Genomic DNA, 19,867 nt, shown 5'->3' on the forward strand with positions numbered 1-19,867 from the left:
CTCTATTCAAAACTCGACATAAAACGGCTGGCGTTCTTCCTGCAGGCAAAGCTCGATTCTCTGTCTAAAGGTGTTCCATGTTATCATCTCCAGCGCTTCATCCACCGGAAAATACCCAACCTCTAAAGACTCAGGAGTCGTCGTTAATTTTCCCCCGACCGGTCTGCCCAAAAACAAAGTGTTGCAAATACATCTGCTTACATTTTGAAATACGCCGCAAAACTTGATGACCTCGATGTCTATCCCGCTCTCTTCCTTCGTTTCCCGAATTGCCGCGTCTTTCAACGACTCGCCTTCTTCTACAATGCCGCCCGGCATTTCCCACCCTCTCTTAGGGCCTTTAATTAGTAAAATTTCGTTGCGCTCATTTAACACAATGGCTGCCGCAGAAACGATATGTTTGGGAACCATCCCAACCACCTCCGGAAAAGTTTGGTCATAGCACGATCGGATTACGGCGTTTTACCTTTGCACAGGCATCCGTCCAGGAAGCTCCCGAGCATCCAGCTCGCGCATCGAAAGTTTAGCCCCGATCGCTTGAAAGCTGCCGATCACATCCTCGTAGCCGCGTTCAATGTGTTCGACGCCTGTAATATATGTGCTGCCTTCGGCCGCTAAACCGGCGAGGAGCAAGCAGGTTCCGGCGCGCACATCCGTAGCATGCGCCCAGCCGCCTCGCAGCGGCATTCCGCCGCGGATGAAGGCACTCTCTTTCCGCAGTTCAATCTCCGCGCCAAGCCGCCTGAGCTGCGGCACGTGAGCGAACCGCTTCGGGAAGACGCGGTCGGTTATAATGCTTTTGCCTTTCGCCTGAAGCAGGAGCGCCGTCATCGGCTGCTGCAAATCGGTGGCGAAGCCTGGATACATGCCTGTTCGAACGCGCGTCGCTTTAATCGAGCCTGTACCGTAAGCCGTAATGTAATTCTCGCCTCGCTCCACTTCCATTCCGATCTCCTCAAGCTTGGCAAGACAAGCTCCAAGATGCTCGGGGATGACGTCCGTCACGGTCACCTCTCCTCCATTGACCCCGGCCGCCATTAGAAATGATCCGGCTATCAGCCGATCGGGAATAACCGTATGCTTCCCGCCGTTCAAATAAGGAACGCCTTCAATGCGGATAGAATCCGTTCCTGCGCCATAGATGCGAGCGCCAAGGCGGTTCAAGAAAGCCGCCGTATCGACCACTTCCGGATCTACAGCCGCGTTTCGCAGAATCGTTCGACCTTTCGCGCGTACAGCCGCAAGCATCGCATTAATCGTCGCGCCGGAAGTAATGGTGTCGAAATAAATGTCAGCGCCTCTTAACTCAGCGGCTTCGACAGTGTAATAGTCATTGAAAATCTCAACCCGAGCTCCTAACGCTTGAAACACTTTCAAGTGCTGGTCGATCGGTCTAGCAACGAAATTGTCTCCGCCCGGATACCCGATCGTCACTTTGCCAAATTTGGACAACAAAGCGCCTGCAAAATAATAGGAAGCCCTGTAGCTTGAAGCCTTGCGCGGGTCAATCTCCGCGCTATGGATCCAGCGCGGATCCATGACGATATGTCCCTCTTCCTGGTTCACGTCCATGCCGATATCCTGTCCAATCGCCGCAATGACACGGACATCGTCGATCCGGGGGATGCCCTCGAGCGTAACGATGTCGTCCGCCAGAGCGGCGGCTGCAAGCAAAGCAAGAGAGCTGTTCTTCGCTCCCGCTATGTGCGCCTTGCCGTTCAACGGACCGGAATATTCCATCTGTATATATTTCATGCGTGATATCCCTTTCGTTATGACGATTTTAATTCCGACTCCAGCACGTAGCCGCTGCCCCGCACTGCGCTTATGAGAAAGGTGTCTTTGCCGTACTTTTTGCGAACCCTGTAGATCAGCGCGTTTAACTCATCGAGGGTGACATCCGGTACGCCCTCTTCACCCGTTAACCGTTCCGGCCAAACCCGGGCTTTAATTTCCTCAAGCGGAACAAGCCGCTGCGCGTTCTCATGAAGCACACGAATAAGCAAATATTCCTTTTCGGACATCGGGATCCGCTTGCCGTCGACCACACATTCTCTCTTCTCCCAGTGTATCATCAGCGGCAGCTCTGGAACATCCAGCCGCCTAGTGATGCTGAGCGGTTCGATTTCAAGCGTTTGCTCGGCGAACATATAGGAAAAGTGAAGGACGGTCATCCCTTTCGCGAGTCTGATAATATCAAAGTTATTCAATAAATAAGGCGTATGCGGCGTAAGCTGCACGCCGTTAATCTCCGTACCGTGGCGGCTCCCTAAATCGTACAGCACCGCCTTGTCCATTTCCTTGCGGATAATAAAGTGCTTCCGGGAAATAAACGCATTCGTAAAGGCCAAGTCCGGCGTCAACAAGTTGGATACCCGGCCTACCAGCGTCTCATCCGCGCTCAAATTCACGCAAGTGCCCGGACGGTGAGGCTCTCCTCGAATGATATATAAATTAGCGAAATTTTCTGCAATATGATCCACAAACGTTCCCTCCGTTTTAAATAACAAGCTGGCAAGGTTTACGGGAAATGATTCCACGGTTAATCGTAACGTAAACAGCGAGGGAATAAAACCCCGAGACACTGACGGCTCGCTCACATTTCAATTACTTCGATTTGTTCTCCGAAAAAATAAAGAACTCCCTCGTTCAGGAAGTTCATGATTCATTCTTATTGAAAAAAGCTGTCGAACGCCGCTTTGACGGCCTTCTGGTCATGCGAAATCGAAAGCAACACATACTTGCCATGACGCACGATTTGATAACTTTTGGCGTCCTCGTGTTGGTCCGGCAAGTAAGTCGAAAACGTTTCGATGATGTCCTCCGCGCGCTTCGTCAGTCCCTCTTCGACCGCATCGAAATGCTCCTCGGATTTCAGCTTGACAACTACAACCTCTGTCGCTTTTGTGTTCATCATCGCCTGATTGTAGACGCCTTCAGAGATCAGCTCATCCGGGTTGAAATAATACGAATCCTTCACGCGCTCTCCTGTTACGGAAATCAGCCGAGGCATCTCAACATCGGTCAATATTTTATCCATGATGTCAGCTGCGCTGACCGTCTCTTCTGGCGCAACGGTTGGCTGTTCAGTAGGCTTTGCGCTTGGCTTCGCCGTGCCCGGCTTCTCCGCTGGGTTGACCGTTGGCTTTGGAGTTGGTTGAACCGGTTTCGCTGTCGGTTTGGCCGTTGGTTTGACTGTCGGTTTACTTGTCGGCTTGGCAGCCGGTTTCACGGCGTCTTCGTCAGCCGGCTTCGTCTCCGCGGATGGAGCTGCGCTTGCCTCAGGAGCCGTTGGGGATGGAGATGCGCCATCGAGTTGATCTGCTTCTGCTGAAGGCTCCGCAGTCGGCGTATCCGGGGACGGTGATGGTGCAGTGCTTGTCTCTGTGGCGGCTGACGGACTTTCGCCCGGTTCCAAATCAGGGCTGTCTCCCTGATTGCCATTGCTGCAGCCCGCGGCGAATAATGACAGCGCGAGCGTCAATGCTGCCGCTGTTTGAAGTAATCTCTTGTTGTTGATCAATGTTGTTCTCTCCCTAGTCTATGTAGTCTTGAAACTAGACGACAGTAAGAACCCAAATGTTGCATCATAAAAAGCCGGTACCGTGCGTCTTAAATATGCGCGGGACCGGCTTCTGGCTGGCGAATATTAATCCAGCTTGAATTTGTCAACTATCGTTTTGAGCTGAGTGGCCAGCTTATTTAAATCTGCAGCCGAGTTGGAGATTTCCTCCATCGTCGCCAGCTGCTCTTCTGATATGGCAGTCATTTCCTGCGTTTTGCCGGAGGAGACTTGCGAAATGTCAACGATATTCAGCATCGCGGCGGTTACCTCCTCCGTACCTGCCGAAATCTGCTCGGAGGAGGAGGAAATTTCTTGAATTTGCCCCGCTACTTGGTGAATGGAAGCGGCGATTCGTTCGAAAACAATACCCGCATCTTGAATGATAGAAGTGCCGGCCTTCACTTCGCGATAGCCTCCGTCCATCGCTTGAATCGCGTCCACGATTGACGCTCGAATGTTTCCGGTAATCGCAGCAATTTCTTCCGCCGACTTCTTGGACTGCTCCGCCAGCTTTTTCACCTCGCTTGCCACAACCGCAAAGCCTCTTCCGTGTTCCCCAGCCCGCGCAGCTTCAATGGAAGCGTTAAGCGAAAGGAGGTTCGTTTGCTGAGCAATTTCGCCGATCACTTCAATAATATTTTCGATTCTTTTGGACTGCTCGCCCAAGGAATGGATCATTTTTGAGGTTGCTTCCGTAGCCTCATGGATCGTGTTCATTTGGCGAATTGCATGATCAATCGAGCTGCTGCCATTTCTCGCTTCTTGCTCGGCTGCAGCCGAATTTTCGGCAACATCGGAGGCGAACTCGGCGATGCGCTGAATGCCGATTGACATCTCCTCCATCGCTCTGCCCGTTTCTTCGGCCCCTTTAAGCTGAGACTCCATACCAGTTGCAACTTGTTGAACCGCAGTTGCGTTTTCGGCGCTCATCGACACCGTCCCTTCCGCAGCAGCGCTTAGTTGTCCGGATGCGGATGCCACTTCCTCGGACACCTGGGCAGTCGTTCGAATCATCTCTCGCATCGATTGCGACATTTGATTAAACGACTCGCCGACTAATGCGAGTTCGTCTCTGGTTTCGAGCTTAACCTGTACCGTCAAGTCCCCCGCTGCCATAGTGGATGCCGCTTGAGCGAGGCTTGACACAACTTTCTTCACCGAATGAGAGAAAGCAATAAAGAGATAGGTCAATAGGAGAATGGTTGCAAGAAAAATAGCGATGTATAGCTCAATTTGTTGAATTAAATTTTTCTCTCGCGCCTCGAACAGCTCCGTGAGAATAATCATTTGTTTATCCATAACGGCGTAGACGGAATCGATCGCTCCATTCGAAACCGCTAAGTAGTCGCTGGAAGAAACGGTAACATCCTTCTCCGAAGAAAGCATCTTGGTGTGCAGCAGCTCCAAAAACTTATTAACAGCGAGATTCATCGCGTAGACATCATCTCGGATAGGCTCCGATTTGTCCTCGCCGACCAATCCTGCTTCCCTCATATTTTCATTCACGCTTTCAAAGGCGGTTTCGATCATTCCGACTTGAGGGAACAGCTGCTCCTTCTCGCTCGGAGCGAAGCTGCCTCTCGTCGCAGCGCCGACGCCCAATGCGCGGGCTTTGCCCAATTGCTCCGCTAACTGCGGGAGATTATGAACAATGTTGTCAACCATATAGCTGCGCTCAAGGATGACGGCCAGCGTTACCTTGGACTCGTCCGATGCATGGCGAATGAAGGTCATGATATCTTCGATCAAGGCGACATGTGTCTCATAATTTTGAGGTGACGTGAAGGTACTCACGCCTTTTTTGATGCTTGTCCACTGTTCGTTCAGTTCTTCAAGGTCCTCCGGATTGCAAAAACGAGACGCGTATCCCGCTGAAGCTAATTCGATTGCCTCCAAAAATGCATCGGCTTCCGCCTGTACCGCAGTCAATTGCTCTTGAGCGGCTTCATTGCCGCTAATTACCTGGTTAGCAATGGCCCGGTGTTTTTGGACGCTGCTCATAAATCCAGTAATTTCATGTATGTACGCAAGACCGTCCTTACGGGCTTTCGCGTCCTTTATTTCCGCCGCGTCTCCGCTTAGCACCATGAAACCGAATGTGCTTAATGAAGCAAGGATAATCACGCCGATTACCAAAAATTTCTGCGTGTACTTCAACGCGTTAAGTAACCGAGACGCCGGTCTTAGGATGGCAAAAGCCACTTTTTTCATGTTCATGCATTCTTCCTCCTGATGACTGAAATATTCGGCTTTTTCTTTATCGGATCGAAAGCATAGATCGATAAGATTTTTCTACACAAACTTTTAAGATTTAAAAAAAAGAAACCCGCGTCATTAGTGAGACGCGGGTTTCTCGGCGATTTGCAAATCTCATGCTTCTAATCGAATACCGCTTGCGGAAACGTTCCCCTCCGACATCTCGCCAGCTGCTTCACGCAGCTTCTTGCGTCCCCGCCACCGGATCAGGGCCAGCGTCCCGCGAACATATTCGTCCAGGATCATCGCAATATAGATGCCGGTCAGCCCCCAGCCGAGTCCGATGCCGAGCCAATACGAGACCCCTGAGGCGATAATTGAAAGCGAGCCAAGCGAAATCCACATGGTAAACCGGGTATCCCCGACAGCATTCAAGGCATTCTGAATCGCCATATTAAGCATTTTGCCGGGCTGAAGCAAAATATTGAGGCCAAGCAAGGATACGCCGAACGCAATGATGGCTTCGTCCTTTGTGAACAGTCCCAAAACCGGTTTACCGATCATATAAATAATCGCGGCATTGACGATAACGATGCTAAGACCGATCCCGAGCGCGCGATACGCCGTTTTGTAAGCCTCACGCATTCGCCCTGCTCCGAACAGATGGGCAATTTGGATCTGAAGCGCGAGAGCGATCGAATAACCAAGCATGAAACAGAAGGATTCCAATGTGTTCATATACGTGCGGGCCGCAAGCTCGGAAGATCCGATCATTGCGATGTACGCGTAGATTGCCATCTGAGAAAATACCCAGCAGGACATATTCACCCCAAGCGGCCAGCCGATGCGCATAATTTCACCGAACAATCCCCGGTCGAATTGCTTCAGGTCGCGGAGCCGGATAGGACGCACGAACGCGTGCAGGAACATAAACAGCAGCACGAGCACCGCTAACAGCCGGCTGATGACGGTCGATAAAGCGACCCCTTTCAAGCCCCATTCCGGAAAACCAAGCTCCCCAAAAATAAACCCGTAATTCATTACGACGTGCACAACGTTCATCCCGATCGCTATAAACATCGGCCCCTTCGTGTTGCCGGTATTGCGAATAGCCGTGCTGAGCGCTGACATGACCGCTACTAGCACCATTCCCCCGCCAACGATGGAGACATACGTCTCGGCGAGCGGAAGAAGCTCATCCGGCAGCTGCAGCCAAGACGAAATCTGCTTCGGGAACAGATAGAGCACAACGCTGAGCGCAAGACCAATGGTACAGCTGACCGTCAGCGACATGATGCCGATCGTTCTGGCGTCTTCGCTTTTCCGGGCGCCAAGCTTCTGCGCGATGAGAATGCCCGCTCCGCTCGCCACCGTTACGAACAGCGTCGTGACGGCCGAAAATAATTGATTTGAAAATCCAACCACCGCAACTGCGTCGTCGGATATGCGGCTGACCATCAGCGTATCCGCGGCTCCCAGCAAAAACTGCAGAAACAACTCGATAAATATAGGCCATGCAAGCGCCCATAGCGTCAGCTTTTTAGCTTTTTCTGTCAAGTTCCCATCCTCCAATGCATGAATGCGCACGGCTGCCGTCCGCTCTATTTCTTCTTGCATTATAGATGGTATACTGAAAAAGTTGGTTCAATTTTTCAACCGAAACTTTCAACATATAAACCTGTCGTGGAGGGATTGTCTTGAGCCTGATCGAGTTAACGATACCGCCGCTCCCCCATTACATAATCGGCGGTCACTATACGATGCCTCCCGGGCACCGTCATCCCAGCCGGAAAGCGATTGGCGTCTTCGATTTGATCGTCGTCATGAAAGGCTGCCTGTACATGGGAGAGGAAGACCGGCAATACGAGGTTCGCGCAGGTCACATGCTCATTCTGAGGCCGGATGCGGAGCATTATTCGACGAGAGCATGCGAGGAGGATACGGAGTATTATTGGGCTCACTTTCGCACGTTGGGCGACTGGGTCTGCGTCGAGACTCCTCTGACGCCCATGCAGCTGAGCGACTCGGCGGAGCCGATCCCGGCTGCCGAACAATTCGCTCCGCGAACGTTCGTGAAGCGGCTGCCGCAATTCGCCAAACCGGCCAACCTGACGCTGCTGGAAAGCAAGCTTATCCAACTCGCGCAGATGAGCATCAACGACCATATACATGGCGTGCGATGGAAGCAGCAGCTTGTCTTTCAGGAGGTTGTCGATTTGATCTCCGCCTCCGTCGAGGCCCGTTCGCCGACGCCTGCGCTTGCATGCGCGGAGAAAGCCGCATCGTATTTACGCCAGCATTACCGGGAGGACATTACAGCGCAGTCGCTTGGTGAAAGCATCAACTTTCACCCCGTCTACATCGCCCGCTGCATGAAGCGCGAATTCGGCTGCTCGCCGTTCGATTATTTGCTGCGCTTCCGCATCCAACAAGCGAAGATGCTGCTTCTGCAGACGGACCTGTCCATCTCGCGCGTCGCCGAAGAAGTGGGCTTCAATCAATCGGCCTACTTCGCAACCTGCTTTACCCGTTATGAGGGGATGTCGCCGCGCCAGTACCGTCAGCGTTTTACGGCAAGCTGATAGATGAAGCGCGAACAGCACCTATTCTCGATGCAATCGTTGAGCATCATCAATTACGCAAAAATAATGGAGTCCGGCATTGTTCCGGACTCCTTTTATTTGCAGGCTGCAGATTAAAATCGGAAAACGAATACATAATTTTCATTATGTTAACTTGAAAAAGATTCATCCAATAGGCCATAATCTCGTCACTTCTATTAAACCGAGCTCGTTATCAAATTGCATTTTATATATATCGGGTTTCGTTGTTTGATTCAGAAACTCCCAGCCGTAATCCGAGCAGAAATGGTTCATCATGAGCGTCATGACATTGCCGTGCGTGCCGATCGCAATCTTTTCGCCTTGATTTTCATGCAGGATTTTCATGAGGACGGCGACAGCCCGTGCTTGGCAAGCCTTGTTCGATTCTCCTCCCGGCAATGAGAAATCAAAATCCAAGAAGCTTTGTTCGAATGCCTTCATAAAGTCGTCATCCCTCATGGGGGCATGATCGTCCCCGAAGTGCCTTTCTCGAAGCTCCTCATAGGTTTCAATCTCGACGTTTAAATGCTTCGCTAACCCTTCAAGCGTTAAGACAGCTCTCGTATAAGGACTCGAAATGATCGCCTCGATCCCTTCATCCTTCAGTATTTCTGTTACCTTTTGAGCGTCCAGCATTCCTTTTGGCGTTAATCCTCTTGTCCGTTCAGTCCCTTCAGAGTAGGGAGATTCGCCGTGGCGTACCATGTAGATCGTTTTCAATTCACAAGTCTCCTTGCATTGTGGACTTGACTTCACCTCTTTAGACGCTGCGCAATGGAAAAAGTTTCAAGCAAACGACAGCCGGTCTAACTCTTTCAAGACGTCCTGCGGTTCCGCCCTCCTCATAAAATCCGGATCTACCGACGCGTATCGGACGATCCCCTCTTGATCGATGATGTAAGTCGCCGGAACAGGCAGCACCCATCGCTCCGATTGATTGAATTCCGTCAGGTCGAGCCTAAATTCTTGGGTAAAGGTCATTTGCAGGTAATCCGGCAATTCAAATAATAGGTTATAGCTTTCAGCCGCGCGCCCGTTCGAATCGCTGAGCACGTGATAGGCAAGTCCTTCTTTTTCAGCTTGCGAAAGGGTATGATCCGGGCTTTGAGGAGAGACGGCGATGAGCTGGCAGCCGCGGTCATGAAAGTCCTGCAGCAGATTTTGAAAGGCTCGAAGCTGAATATTACAGTACGGACACCAAGCTCCCCGGTAGAAGATCAAAATAACGGGACCTTTTCGAAGCTCGTCGTGCAGAGTGACGGATTTCCCGAGTGCGTTTGGTAACGAAAAATGAGGCGCTATATCCCCCGCCTTTAAACCAAACCCGCTACTTGCCTTCTGCTCCTCGATATGCCGAAAAACATTCGTTTGCCCCTTTTCAGACACGCGCGCTGTAAAAGACTTTTTCGCCTCTTCTAACTGTTTATAGATGGCCATCATGCATCTCTCCCCACAAAAAGATACCTTTCGGTATCTTTTATCATACCAGATATCCAACATATGGCAACCATTACTTGAAAATCTTGTTATAATGAGAAAGCAAACAAACGTGAAAAAGGAGACCTCTATGAAAAAAGGGGAACGAACCAAGCAGCATATCATCGAAAAATCGGCCGAGCTCTTTAATCGCCAAGGCTACTCCGGCTCGTCGATGAATGATATTATTGCCGCCACCGGCATTAAAAAAGGCGGCTTGTACCGCCATTTCGGAAGCAAAGAGGAAATCGCGTTAGAAGGCTTCGATTACGCGGCCGGAATTGTCGGCTCCGCTTTTACTCGCGCAGTCGAACAGGAAGAATCCGCATCCGGACGATTGCTAGCCTTTTTTAAAGTATACGAGGATGTAGTTCATCATCCCCCGTTTCCAGGCGGATGTCCTCTGCAGAATACGGCCGTGGAATGCGACGACACGAATCCGGAGCTGCGTCAAAGAGCGTATCGGAGCATGACGGGAGCGCTGGATTGGATGAAGCGGATCATTCAGGAAGGCATACATTCGGGCGAGTTCGGAAGGGATGTGGACGCGGACTCGTTAGCTTCTTTTGCCTTGTCTTTATTGGAGGGCGGAATCATGTTAAGTAAGCTAGAGGGGGACAACAGGCATATGCGGATGAACACCGCTACCTTCTCCTCCTATTTGCGGCAGTTCTGCAGTCGCCAATAAGGAGCCGCGCGGCGGGCGCGGCTCCTTATCGTGCAGTTCACGTAGAATTTACTTTGCTTATCCCTCGGTCAGGTCAGCCCGCAACTCACTCGCAACTTCAATCATTTTAGGAATAACGGCTTCGTTCGACACGGCTACGTATACGTCCCCCATATAATGGCGGAAAGGAATCTTTAGCTCCCCGTAGCTCCACATGAAGAAATCGCCGTCGATCGTCATCGTCGTGCCGTTCCCCGTTACGGTAAACACCGGAGAATACATAAAATCAGGCTTGGATTCAAAATAAGCTTTGCACTCCTCTAGGGAGATGGCCTTCTCTAACAAATGTTCTTGAAATTCCCGCGTAATGCGATAGCGTTGACTCATTGAGCTGCCTCCAATATAACGTTCTCCACATAGCTCCCCTAATTAAACAAAAAATACGGACGCCAGTCAAATTGCCGCTATATGCCGAACCCGGATTAATGCCCGTTATTTTTGACCAGCCGTTTGCGAATATAGAGAAATCCTATTGCCGCCATGCACATCGCCAATAGTACGTAAACGATGTTCGAATAGATATCCATATAGTGAACGATCGTATCCCAAGAGCTGCCGACGGCGGCGCCGACGTAAACAAGGGCGATGTTCCAAATGAGCGACCCTATTGTCGTGAGGATAAAGAACGGAAGCAGATTCATTTTTGCGCTGCCCGCCGGGATGGAAATCAAGCTGCGGACGAGCGGGATCAGCCTGCCTAAGAACACAGCCCACGCCCCGTATTTGTCGAACCAAGCCTGCGCTTTCTGAATATCCTCCGGCTTTAGGCGCAGCACTTTCCCGTAACGAACCACAATGGATTCCAGTCGTTCCGCCGACAGCAGTCTGCCGATGCCATATAAACAAATCGCTCCGATAACCGAGCCGGCGGTCGCAAATAAGATAACGCCCCATATCGTCAAATCGGTCGTTGTCGTCATAAATCCGCCAAAGGTTAAAATTACCTCCGAAGGAATAGGCGGGAATAAATTTTCCAAAGCAATCAGCAATAAAATTCCGAGGTAACCGTAAGCATCCATAATTTCCGTAATCCATTGTTCCATTTTTAACTCCTCCGCTTATTATTTTATAAAAAGAAGTTTTTAAGCTTCTGGTACAGAAACCGATCGAACACTTTATAGCATACGAACAAAGCTCCTAAGCATAGCCCGTATACGGTGAGCACGGTTGTGGCGATCGCCATAGGCAGCGAAAGCGATTCGATGTAATGACCGGCAACGGTCAATACGATGGCCGCCGCCAGCATCAGAAACGCATATCCCAGCAAATAGTGATGACCATGCGTTTCGAACGGCGCCGTATGTTTGGACATGGTAAGAAATTCTTTAATCTTGAATTGGTTTATCGCTTCCTTGGCCGCTTCCTCGCTTGTCATTCCTCGTTGTTCGAGGTCTGCTGCGTAATCCTCCAAATAATTGCGGAGCTCCAGTTTGTCCTCCCCGCTTATTGCCAATTGCTCCACATATGCGCCAATATCGTGCTGCTTCTGATAGACGCTGTTCAGCCGAATATGTCCGACATAGTTAAAGCCGCACCATAGAGTCGCTACAGCGAATGAAACATAATACATAATGGAAAGCCACAGTTGATCTTCGGGGTTCCAATATTCATCGATAGAAAAGGTCACGGCGCAAATGGCGATAGACAGCAGCAGCAATATTCCGTATCTTAGCTCCGCGAAGCTGAAAATTTTACGTATCAAAATGTTCATGTTTTCTCCTCCCTAAATGAATCGGTTCACGATTTCGGCCGTATTCTTCCAGTCGGCCACAACTTGCTGCAGAAGCTCGCGGCCGCTATCCGTCATCGTATAATATTTGCGCCGCCCTCCGTGGCTTTGATCTCCCCAATAGGCGGATACCGCCCCTTGCTTCTCCAAACGTTTCAACGATAGATACAATGTCGCTTCCTGGATCTCAAATCTCCCGTCCGTTCGTTCTTTAATGGCTTTCGAAATCTCATAACCATAGTTATCGCTGTCCTTCAGCACGGACAAAATAAGAAGATCTATCGTTCCTTTCAGCATCTCCGCATTCAATGTCTTCACCCCAAAATGAATTACTAAATAATATTGAGTACATGGTTATCATAAACCAAAGTACTTAACATTGCAATATACTTTTCATTGTGAAGCATTTATAAATAAAAAAGAAGGCCGGCTGCCTTGCAACCGGCCTTCCAAAAACGATTTTATTATTGAACCGCTTGAGCCCAACGAATGATGATTTCCGCTTGTTCCTCCGTAACGAACTTCCCGGCGTGATCTCTCACTTGATGAATAAATCCGTCCATGATTCCCTTTGCGGCATCGAGCTTGCCGCTTTCAGCCTTTTCTTTTGCATGATCAAGCTTTTTGCTATACGACTTTGCTGCAGCCTCCCACGCTTTATCCCCTGTCTCCTGCAGGAAACGAGTCGCCAGAGCCTTCAGAGTGTCGTAGGTTGAAATGACAGAGAACGTATGGCGAACAGTCGTAAGAAGACCCGACTGATCTTCCGCTGTTACTGAAACCGTATGCTCGCCAGGCTCAAGCGTATAGGCTTTTCCTTGCAGGATAGGCTCGTTGCATGGCGTTCCCATTATTCCTGACCCGGCATCGGAGGCCGTACACGTCATCCTAATATCCTGATCGATCGTGTATGCAGGCTCTCCATTGATGGTGACGACCGGTGCATTCCGATCTACCTTAACCTCTAGGCTGTTTGAATCGCCTGCAAGACCGGCGCGACGATAAAGCAGCTGATGCGTTCCTTCTTCGTTCAACTGTATTGGCGAAACGTAAGCGATCCAGGTGTTGCCGCCGTCTAAACTATACGCCGCTCTTGCTGCCGGAGACAATGTAACAGTAACAGGTGATGTGTACCATCCGTTGTTACCGTTTGGAATAACAGGATCGGTCGCTGCCGTTAGATTCGCCTCCCGCAATCCATGCAGTGCGTTGAGCAAACCTGCGGCAGCTGCATCTAGCTCTTCCTGCGAAGCCTCTGGATTGCCGAATACAAATTGGGCTTCCGTTGCCGCGCGTTGAAGTTGCTCCATGCTCTCCTCGGTATACAGGTCGGATTCTACGGCCCCGGCTTCTTCCAGCAGTACCGGAATTAACGTGTTATCCCGCCACTCTTCGGACGCATCGTTCATGGCCGACTGAATGTCCGCGGCGGTTAATGCGTAATTATAAATGCGGAATTCGTCCACCATGCCGCCGAACAGCGGGTCCGCCGCCCACATGCTCTTGCCGATGTAATTCACGCTTGGGCGGAAATCGCTCGGCTTGATCGTCACCTTATTGTTCTCGGCTTTGAGCACGCCGTTCACATACAGCTTAGCCGAACCGCCGCCTAGGGTTACAGCGACGTGCACCCATCCGTTCGCAGGCATTTGCGACGTTTCGACCATCTGTTCGCCGCCTCCGTTCTTCATGGCAAACCGGAGGGTATTCGAGCCCGACCTCGGCGTCAGGAACAAATATTGATTCGTGTTATTGCCGAAATCGAAGATGCGCTGCCACTGATTGCCGCCCTTCCAATTCACCCAAGCTGCAATCGTAATGGAATCGGAAGCAGCCAGCGGATGTGTCAGCGGCAAAGCAATGTAGTGGCTTGTGCCGTCCAATTGGATGGCCTGGCCTAGCTTCCCTTCCGCGTATCGTCCAAGCCCCTCGATGACGCCATGCTTCGTGCCGATCGCATTGTCTACACTTCCTTCGAACTTATAAAGCGAGACATGAACAAGCAGCTTCTCCGCAAGATCGAGCTGTGCCGCCAGCAGCGTCTTATCTGCTCCAGGCTCCTTCATCTCCGCTTCGATCCGCAAGGCTTCCTTCATGTATAAGTAGTGGCTGCCTTTCGTATAATCCGCCGCAGGCAGAAGCTGCAGACGGACATTCATCTTGACGGTCTGACGAACAGCGAAGCTTCCGTTGCTCACCGTGAACGTCACCGGGTGCTCGCCAAAGTCAGATTGCTTCGGAACCCATGTAAAAATACCGTTCTCTGCATCAAATCCTGCCCCTGCGGGCAAGTTCTCTACACTATAGACCAGCGCAGCGCCCGATGGCTCCGATGCATTAATCTCATAGGTGAAAGGCGTCTTCGCCGTTACGTCCACCGCGGTGTCGGAACCGATAATCGGTTGCCCTATGACCGTCATTTTGACTTTTCTGGACGAAGACAGCCCGCCGGCAGAAACCGTAAAGGTGACGGTGTATACGCCGCCTTGTTCTTTCGCCGGTGTCCAGCTGAAGGTGCGGGTTCCGGAATCGAACGTCGCCCCGGCAGGCATATCCTGCACCAGAAATTCGGCATCGGTTGCGTTCACCGCTTCGATCCGGAAAGTCAGCGTATGATCCGCAATGACGGATTGATCCGCGATCGGTTTAAGCACCGGCACCCCTTCGATGTAGACCAATTTTTCGAGCGCTTCAATCAGGCTGCTGTCTGCGGCATCCGTTTCGGCTTGCGTAGCTTTTGCGTCGTGGAACAACGTCCTTGCGGCATCCGCTTCTTGTTCGAGAGCCTGCAAGGACTCCTCCGTATAGACGCCGGCCTCGGCCGCTGCCGACGCTTCAGCCAGCAAGTGTCCGAGCAGCGTCTTGTCGGTCGGAATTTCTAACAGCTCGATTTCCTCAAAGTTGACAAAGCCGTTATGGTCGTCATATATGCGGATATACCGGTATGGCGTCTTATCGGGATTAGGCGCAGCGTACCAATCATACGCGGATGTGCTCGGAATTTTATACAGATCCGTCCAATGTTCTCCGTCATTCGAGCCTTTAAAGAGCGTTCCGTTAATTCGGCTTACATGCGTCCTTCGAGGCAGGTAGCGGAACGTATCGATAACTTTTTTATTATCTTCGCCAAAGTCAACGTCGACCCAGCTGACGAAGGAGCGGTTATGGGCTATCGTATCCGGGTTTTCATCGAACAAGAACCAGGCGTTTTGTTCCTCGGAAATGGCGTCATTCCCCCAAAATTTCTCGGAAGCTCTGGCCATCGAAGGCTCCACCTGAACTTTCGTCAGCAGCGTACGGACCGATACGAGCGTTTCCTTCGCTTCATAAACGGCAACAATGAGCCCTTCCTCATTGGCATCAGGCTTCGCCATTTCCTCTTTAATCCGGTTCAGCTCCTGACGGAACAAATAATAACTCAATTTCGTGTAGTCAGCGGCCGGCAAGCCTTCCGCATCCTCCATAACCGCTTCGATCGGGTCCGCATGCACGGACACCGTCTCCGAGAACGGCTGCAGCGAGCCGTCTCCATGAACAGCCAGCACTTTATAATATACGCTTCCATAACGGAAGCCCGACTCCTTATATGATGTCGCTCTTAACCACGAAGCCGCCTCTTCCCAGGGCGAGCCGTCCGCCAATTCGGAAGTGCCGGGCTTAAATACCGGATCATAACGGCTGGCTTCCTCGTCATAAGTGCGGTATACATGGAACCAAGAAGCTTGCTTCGGCTTGTTCCAATACAGCGTCACTTCGTCCTTTTGCTTCGCGGCATAGGGTGACAGGCTGCCGCTCGCAATGGCCTCCACCGCTACTTCGCTGAACTGCGCCGAATCGGACGCGGCTACGCCAATGTAGTACGCATAGGTCAGTAACCCGGACACTTTCGCGACGTAGATCCAATCGGCGCCATCCTTGGAGACGAAGGCGTATACGGTCTGCGAATCATGATCCCGCATCAGCTTCACGTACGGATACTCGGCTGCGGAATAGTCATCCATGCCGGCACGGTATGGACTTGCCGCAACCTCCCACCAATGATGGAAGGAGTTACGGGTTCGGGTCTGCAGAACCAGTTTGCCGCCGTCGTCCGCGCCAAAGTAAATATAGCGCGCCTTATCGGCCGAAAGCCGGTCCCTCAGCAGAAGTCCGCTTGCCTCGCCGGACGCGCTGTCGATCCTCGCGCTAATCGCGCTGCTGCCGGTTGCGGTCCGATTCACATAATGGATCGAATCGGTGATATCCCGCTCGCTAACGATATAATCTTTCCCTTCGCCAAGGCCGTTTCCATTGACATCTCGGATCGCGATCGTCGATCCGTCGATAACCGCGCTGCCCGATGTGCCGCCGATCCGGTCATCCCGCCAAGCCGCCGCATCGGCATTGCCGGATGCCGGCTCCGGCAGCTCGACCTTGGCGCGCCAGGACTCCCATCCTTCGCCATGTTCATTCACGGCAGACACTTTATAATAATACGTTTTACCATTTTGGACTGAAGAGTCCTTGTAATAATGGCCGGTTATGCCAGCGGCTATCGTCTCATATTCGCCGTCCTCCGTTTCGGACCGTTTAATTGTGTACGACGCTCCGCCGGATGTCATCTTCCAGGAGACGCCGGCGTAGCCGTTACCGGCAACCGCATGCACGAAATCTACGTGAGAAGGCTTGGGCGCAAGCTCGATAGCCGAGGTCAGCTTCAGGACCATCGCCGTTTTGGACGTGATGGTCACCTTGCCGTCCACAACCGGAATCTGCTCGCCGGATACAAGATCAAGCACTTCGCTGCCCGCAAAGTCCGCCGGCAATTCCACTTCGTAAGTCCGTTCGTTTCCGTATACATCCCGAGTCGTGTTAAAAATCATGAAATATTGGCCGTATCTCGACGTACTCAGCTCCGGATAACCGGAATAAGGCGTATCCGCTTCGAAATTTTCGCGGTTCACCTCGCCGACACCCGGCTGGTACGAAATCGGAGACGGTTCGCCGGCCAGCGCCTGCGGCGCCCCGCTCCAGTTGGTCGCGCGATCCGACTGGAAGTCCCAATCGATATTGCTCGCGCGCAAGTAATAATCCTCATAACGGAAAATGTTATTGGTGGCGACCTGGACGATATGATCATATTGATCCTTCACGACATGAAGCCGCCCGTTGCCGGCCATCCCCCGGTTCTTGTAAAACATCGAGCCGAACATACGGAAGTCGCCGTCTCTAACCGACACATACAAATTGTCGACGTCTGCAAAAGCCAGCTGCTCGTAATCTTCCGGATCGACGCCTAGCGCGGCAATTTCTTCCGGCTTGTAATAATCGAAATCCGTCTGCGGGAGTACGACGCCTGCCATAACGCTGCCGGCAAATCGGTCGTAGTCCGCCCGCCCTTCCGTCACATAATGATACGTCTCCGCGAGCCGGTAGTCAGGACCGCTCATCGTTCCTCGATGCCCGAAGTCCTTCGTTTGCATGAGCTGGCGATCCGCTAGCTGCTGCTGTACGAAGCCGACCGCTTCCCGCGCGTACTGCCAATAGTCGTCCCATTCGGGACCGCTGTAGCGCTCCTCACGTTCAGCCATCGCCATCTCGAGCGAAGCGAACTGTAAGCCCATGCCAAGACCGATTCTTGCGCCATATGCGGCGAAGCCCGGCAGCCCGCTGTTCCGCTCGTCGGTTACGGCTTCCGTTCTTACCAGCCTTCTTCCCTCGCTGTCGAGATCCGAATAACGGACAAATCCGCGAGCATGGATCGATCGCAGCGCCGCTTTCAATATTTCGTCATTCATCGCCTCGTCCCCGGCATGACCTAACGTTTTATAGTAATAAGTAACAAGGTAATTTGCGGCTTCGCCATAGTTCGCGACATAACCGTTCTCCCTCGTCAGCCCCGCCTCCGTCAGGCCGGTATAATGCATGCCGTAAGGCAGCCTTCTCACGACTTCACCATTGGCGTCCAGCTTGCTCTTCGCGAGTCCTTTGCCGACAATATGAGTGAAATCGTCCGTGAAGACAGCCGTTCCATCGTGCAAGAACAATGAATGGTACAAATCCAGCTCTTCCCCGTTCGGACCGACCAGCACTTCTTCGCCTAGGAAGGGAGAGATCCCTAAGGCTTCCAGCAACATTTGCCGGCTGCGCTCCCGGCCTTCATAGAAGCTTGAGCCGATCAGCCGCAAGCCCTCGTGCGCTTCCCAAGCGCCTACATACGTGTAGTAGACTTGGTTATAAATATACGAAAGCCGCGCGCGGGCAAAATCGAAATTCGCCTTCAGCACCCGTTCCCACGCCTCGCGGCGCGTCAGTTCTCCGCCGTTCCAATCGACGCCTGCGAGCGAGAACTCGCCTTCAGTCGTCCCCGTCACGAACGGCTCATCCAGAAACGCGTTAAACGCGTCTTCCCCATAGATCGTATCGTCATGGATGATGCTTTCCGCAATGTACAGCGCTTCTCCGAGCGCGCCATAATAGCCGCCCCAGTCGCCTTGATGCCCGCCGCGCAGCACCAGCCTCGTATTGCCGTAATAATCCTTGACATGGTTGTCGATCGTTTTGAAAATGCGCTGAAGCGCCGCCCGCTTCTCCTCCGGCGTCTTCGCCGGCGACCAGCTGTACTTCAGAGCGCTGGCGTAAAACATCAGCTCGTCTTGATAACGGATAATCGACATTTTGCCGCCGGCGCTGCCGTCCACTTTAGCCGACAAGGAGTTGAACAGGTTGACATGGTCTCTTACGTAAGTGTCGACCAGCGCCTGCTTCTCCGCTTCCGACATATCCGGCACGACCATCGTATCCGGCGTTTGGCCGGGTTTCATTTTATAGCCTTGTTTTTCTCCGTCGACGTCGATATAAGCCTGCGTGTGGGTGTAGGCGCTATAGTAGCCCCGCGAGCTGGATGTCATATTCCCCCACGGGTTAAACGATTTCAACGTAATCTCGACGGTTTCTTTTCCGTAAGTGGATTCCAGCGGAAGCAGAATCGTATTGTATAAAAATCGGTTCGGAAGCATCCAGCCTTTGTTTATCGCATCGTAATCTCCGTTGCTGACATAGCCGACTTGCTCGCCGCTAATGTTGACCATCGTCACGGAGGATGACTCTTCCCCCGAAAATTTTAACGTAAAATAGTTGCGAAGATACGGATCGACCTTCATCGTGAACGTCAGGTCTCCGCCTTGCCCCTCAGCAGGAATACGCGGATTCGAAACCCGCGCCGGCTCACCGAAGAGCCCGGTGATGACGCTCGTCAATTCGCCTTCGAATTGATGCTCCATCTCAGAGTCTGCTCTGCCGAAAATGATTTTGTCCAATACACCGTCTTTAGCCGCAGTCTCTTCCGCCGCATGAACGGCCGCGCCCGGCATCACCCCGGCCGTTTGTATAATCATTGAAGCCGCTAAGAAGCTGATAAATACCTTTCCCGCATAGTTCCGCGCTTTCCCTGCTTTGTTGAAAAACTTATTCAAGCGATACGACATTCCTTCCCCTCCCGTTTGTCAATACGATGGAAACAGATTGATTGGAATCGCTTTCAATTTGTCGTGCCATTCACCCCCATTAACCGCAAATCGTATAACATGAAT

15 protein-coding genes are annotated in these 19,867 nt (G+C 51.9%); 2 read left to right on the top strand and 13 right to left on the bottom strand.

The genetic code is table 11. The features are described from left to right. Positions 1-6 precede the first annotated feature (6 nt). The 6 genes from D3P08_RS20690 to D3P08_RS20715 form a co-directional block, all read right to left on the bottom strand. The gene (locus D3P08_RS20690; protein ID WP_119602023.1) at positions 7-411 is read right to left on the bottom strand and encodes an NUDIX hydrolase; all 405 of its coding nucleotides are present in this window, start codon (positions 409-411) and stop codon (positions 7-9) included. A 51-nt stretch (positions 412-462) separates the two neighbouring features. Then, positions 463-1,755 (bottom strand): UDP-N-acetylglucosamine 1-carboxyvinyltransferase, encoded by a 1,293-nt coding sequence (gene murA / locus D3P08_RS20695; RefSeq protein WP_119602024.1) that lies wholly within the window; start codon positions 1,753-1,755, stop codon positions 463-465. A gap of 17 nt (positions 1,756-1,772) precedes the next feature. Further along, a complete protein-coding gene (locus D3P08_RS20700; protein ID WP_240647678.1) occupies positions 1,773-2,483 on the bottom strand; it encodes an FHA domain-containing protein in 711 nt (236 codons plus the stop codon). 188 nt (positions 2,484-2,671) lie between these two features. Further along, positions 2,672-3,523: a DUF4358 domain-containing protein gene (locus tag D3P08_RS20705; RefSeq protein WP_119602025.1), complete on the bottom strand. Its 852-nt coding sequence runs from the start codon at positions 3,521-3,523 to the stop codon at positions 2,672-2,674. A gap of 126 nt (positions 3,524-3,649) precedes the next feature. Continuing rightward, complete coding sequence (locus tag D3P08_RS20710; RefSeq protein WP_119602026.1) at positions 3,650-5,782, bottom strand: methyl-accepting chemotaxis protein; 2,133 nt, start codon at positions 5,780-5,782, stop codon at positions 3,650-3,652. A 153-nt stretch (positions 5,783-5,935) separates the two neighbouring features. Further along, positions 5,936-7,318, bottom strand: coding sequence for an MATE family efflux transporter (locus D3P08_RS20715; protein WP_240647679.1), 1,383 nt, complete (start codon positions 7,316-7,318; stop codon positions 5,936-5,938). Positions 7,319-7,458: 140 nt separating this feature from the next. Here D3P08_RS20715 and D3P08_RS20720 point away from each other — a divergent pair, with 140 nt between their 5' ends. Next, entirely contained in the window at positions 7,459-8,343 is an 885-nt protein-coding gene (locus tag D3P08_RS20720; RefSeq protein WP_119602028.1) for an AraC family transcriptional regulator, read from the top strand. Between the two features lie 165 nt (positions 8,344-8,508). Here the strand turns inward: D3P08_RS20720 and D3P08_RS20725 are convergent, their stop codons facing one another. Both D3P08_RS20725 and D3P08_RS20730 read right to left on the bottom strand, forming a co-directional pair. Beyond that, positions 8,509-9,084, bottom strand: a complete 576-nt coding sequence (locus D3P08_RS20725; protein WP_119602029.1) for a histidine phosphatase family protein — start codon at positions 9,082-9,084, stop codon at positions 8,509-8,511. Between the two features lie 66 nt (positions 9,085-9,150). Continuing rightward, entirely contained in the window at positions 9,151-9,801 is a 651-nt protein-coding gene (locus D3P08_RS20730; protein ID WP_119602030.1) for a peroxiredoxin-like family protein, read from the bottom strand. Between the two features lie 130 nt (positions 9,802-9,931). On the opposite strand from D3P08_RS20730, the gene D3P08_RS20735 reads away from it, so the two are divergent. Next, positions 9,932-10,528 (top strand): TetR/AcrR family transcriptional regulator, encoded by a 597-nt coding sequence (locus D3P08_RS20735; RefSeq protein ID WP_119602031.1) that lies wholly within the window; start codon positions 9,932-9,934, stop codon positions 10,526-10,528. A 57-nt stretch (positions 10,529-10,585) separates the two neighbouring features. Here D3P08_RS20735 and D3P08_RS20740 read toward each other — a convergent pair whose 3' ends face one another. The 5 genes from D3P08_RS20740 to D3P08_RS20760 form a co-directional block, all read right to left on the bottom strand. Further along, positions 10,586-10,894 carry a hypothetical protein gene (locus D3P08_RS20740; RefSeq protein WP_119602032.1) on the bottom strand — a complete coding sequence of 103 codons (309 nt, stop codon included), beginning with the start codon at positions 10,892-10,894 and terminating at the stop codon, positions 10,586-10,588. 95 nt (positions 10,895-10,989) lie between these two features. Beyond that, positions 10,990-11,610, bottom strand: a complete 621-nt coding sequence (locus tag D3P08_RS20745; RefSeq protein WP_119602033.1) for a DedA family protein — start codon at positions 11,608-11,610, stop codon at positions 10,990-10,992. Positions 11,611-11,633: 23 nt separating this feature from the next. Beyond that, the gene (locus D3P08_RS20750) at positions 11,634-12,278 is read right to left on the bottom strand and encodes a hypothetical protein (protein WP_119602034.1); all 645 of its coding nucleotides are present in this window, start codon (positions 12,276-12,278) and stop codon (positions 11,634-11,636) included. A 12-nt stretch (positions 12,279-12,290) separates the two neighbouring features. Then, the gene (locus D3P08_RS20755; protein ID WP_338068732.1) at positions 12,291-12,614 is read right to left on the bottom strand and encodes a PadR family transcriptional regulator; all 324 of its coding nucleotides are present in this window, start codon (positions 12,612-12,614) and stop codon (positions 12,291-12,293) included. A gap of 146 nt (positions 12,615-12,760) precedes the next feature. Continuing rightward, positions 12,761-19,762: a LamG-like jellyroll fold domain-containing protein gene (locus tag D3P08_RS20760; RefSeq protein ID WP_119602036.1), complete on the bottom strand. Its 7,002-nt coding sequence runs from the start codon at positions 19,760-19,762 to the stop codon at positions 12,761-12,763. Between the last annotated feature and the right edge of the window lie 105 nt (positions 19,763-19,867).

It is taken from the genome of Paenibacillus nanensis, from assembly GCF_003583765.1.
GTDB classification, from domain to species: domain Bacteria; phylum Bacillota; class Bacilli; order Paenibacillales; family Paenibacillaceae; genus Pristimantibacillus; species Pristimantibacillus nanensis.

What these genes read in the sequence shown, in the direction of transcription:
- D3P08_RS20710 (WP_119602026.1), bottom strand. Translation starts at nt 5,782, where the DNA reads ATGAACATGAAAAAAGTGGCTTTTGCCATCCTAAGACCGGCGTCTCGG.
- D3P08_RS20735 (WP_119602031.1), top strand. Translation starts at nt 9,932, where the DNA reads ATGAAAAAAGGGGAACGAACCAAGCAGCATATCATCGAAAAATCGGCC.
- D3P08_RS20690 (WP_119602023.1), bottom strand. Translation starts at nt 411, where the DNA reads ATGGTTCCCAAACATATCGTTTCTGCGGCAGCCATTGTGTTAAATGAG.
- D3P08_RS20760 (WP_119602036.1), bottom strand. Translation starts at nt 19,762, where the DNA reads ATGTCGTATCGCTTGAATAAGTTTTTCAACAAAGCAGGGAAAGCGCGG.
- D3P08_RS20730 (WP_119602030.1), bottom strand. Translation starts at nt 9,801, where the DNA reads ATGGCCATCTATAAACAGTTAGAAGAGGCGAAAAAGTCTTTTACAGCG.
- murA (WP_119602024.1), bottom strand. Translation starts at nt 1,755, where the DNA reads ATGAAATATATACAGATGGAATATTCCGGTCCGTTGAACGGCAAGGCG.
- D3P08_RS20750 (WP_119602034.1), bottom strand. Translation starts at nt 12,278, where the DNA reads ATGAACATTTTGATACGTAAAATTTTCAGCTTCGCGGAGCTAAGATAC.
- D3P08_RS20740 (WP_119602032.1), bottom strand. Translation starts at nt 10,894, where the DNA reads ATGAGTCAACGCTATCGCATTACGCGGGAATTTCAAGAACATTTGTTA.
- D3P08_RS20745 (WP_119602033.1), bottom strand. Translation starts at nt 11,610, where the DNA reads ATGGAACAATGGATTACGGAAATTATGGATGCTTACGGTTACCTCGGA.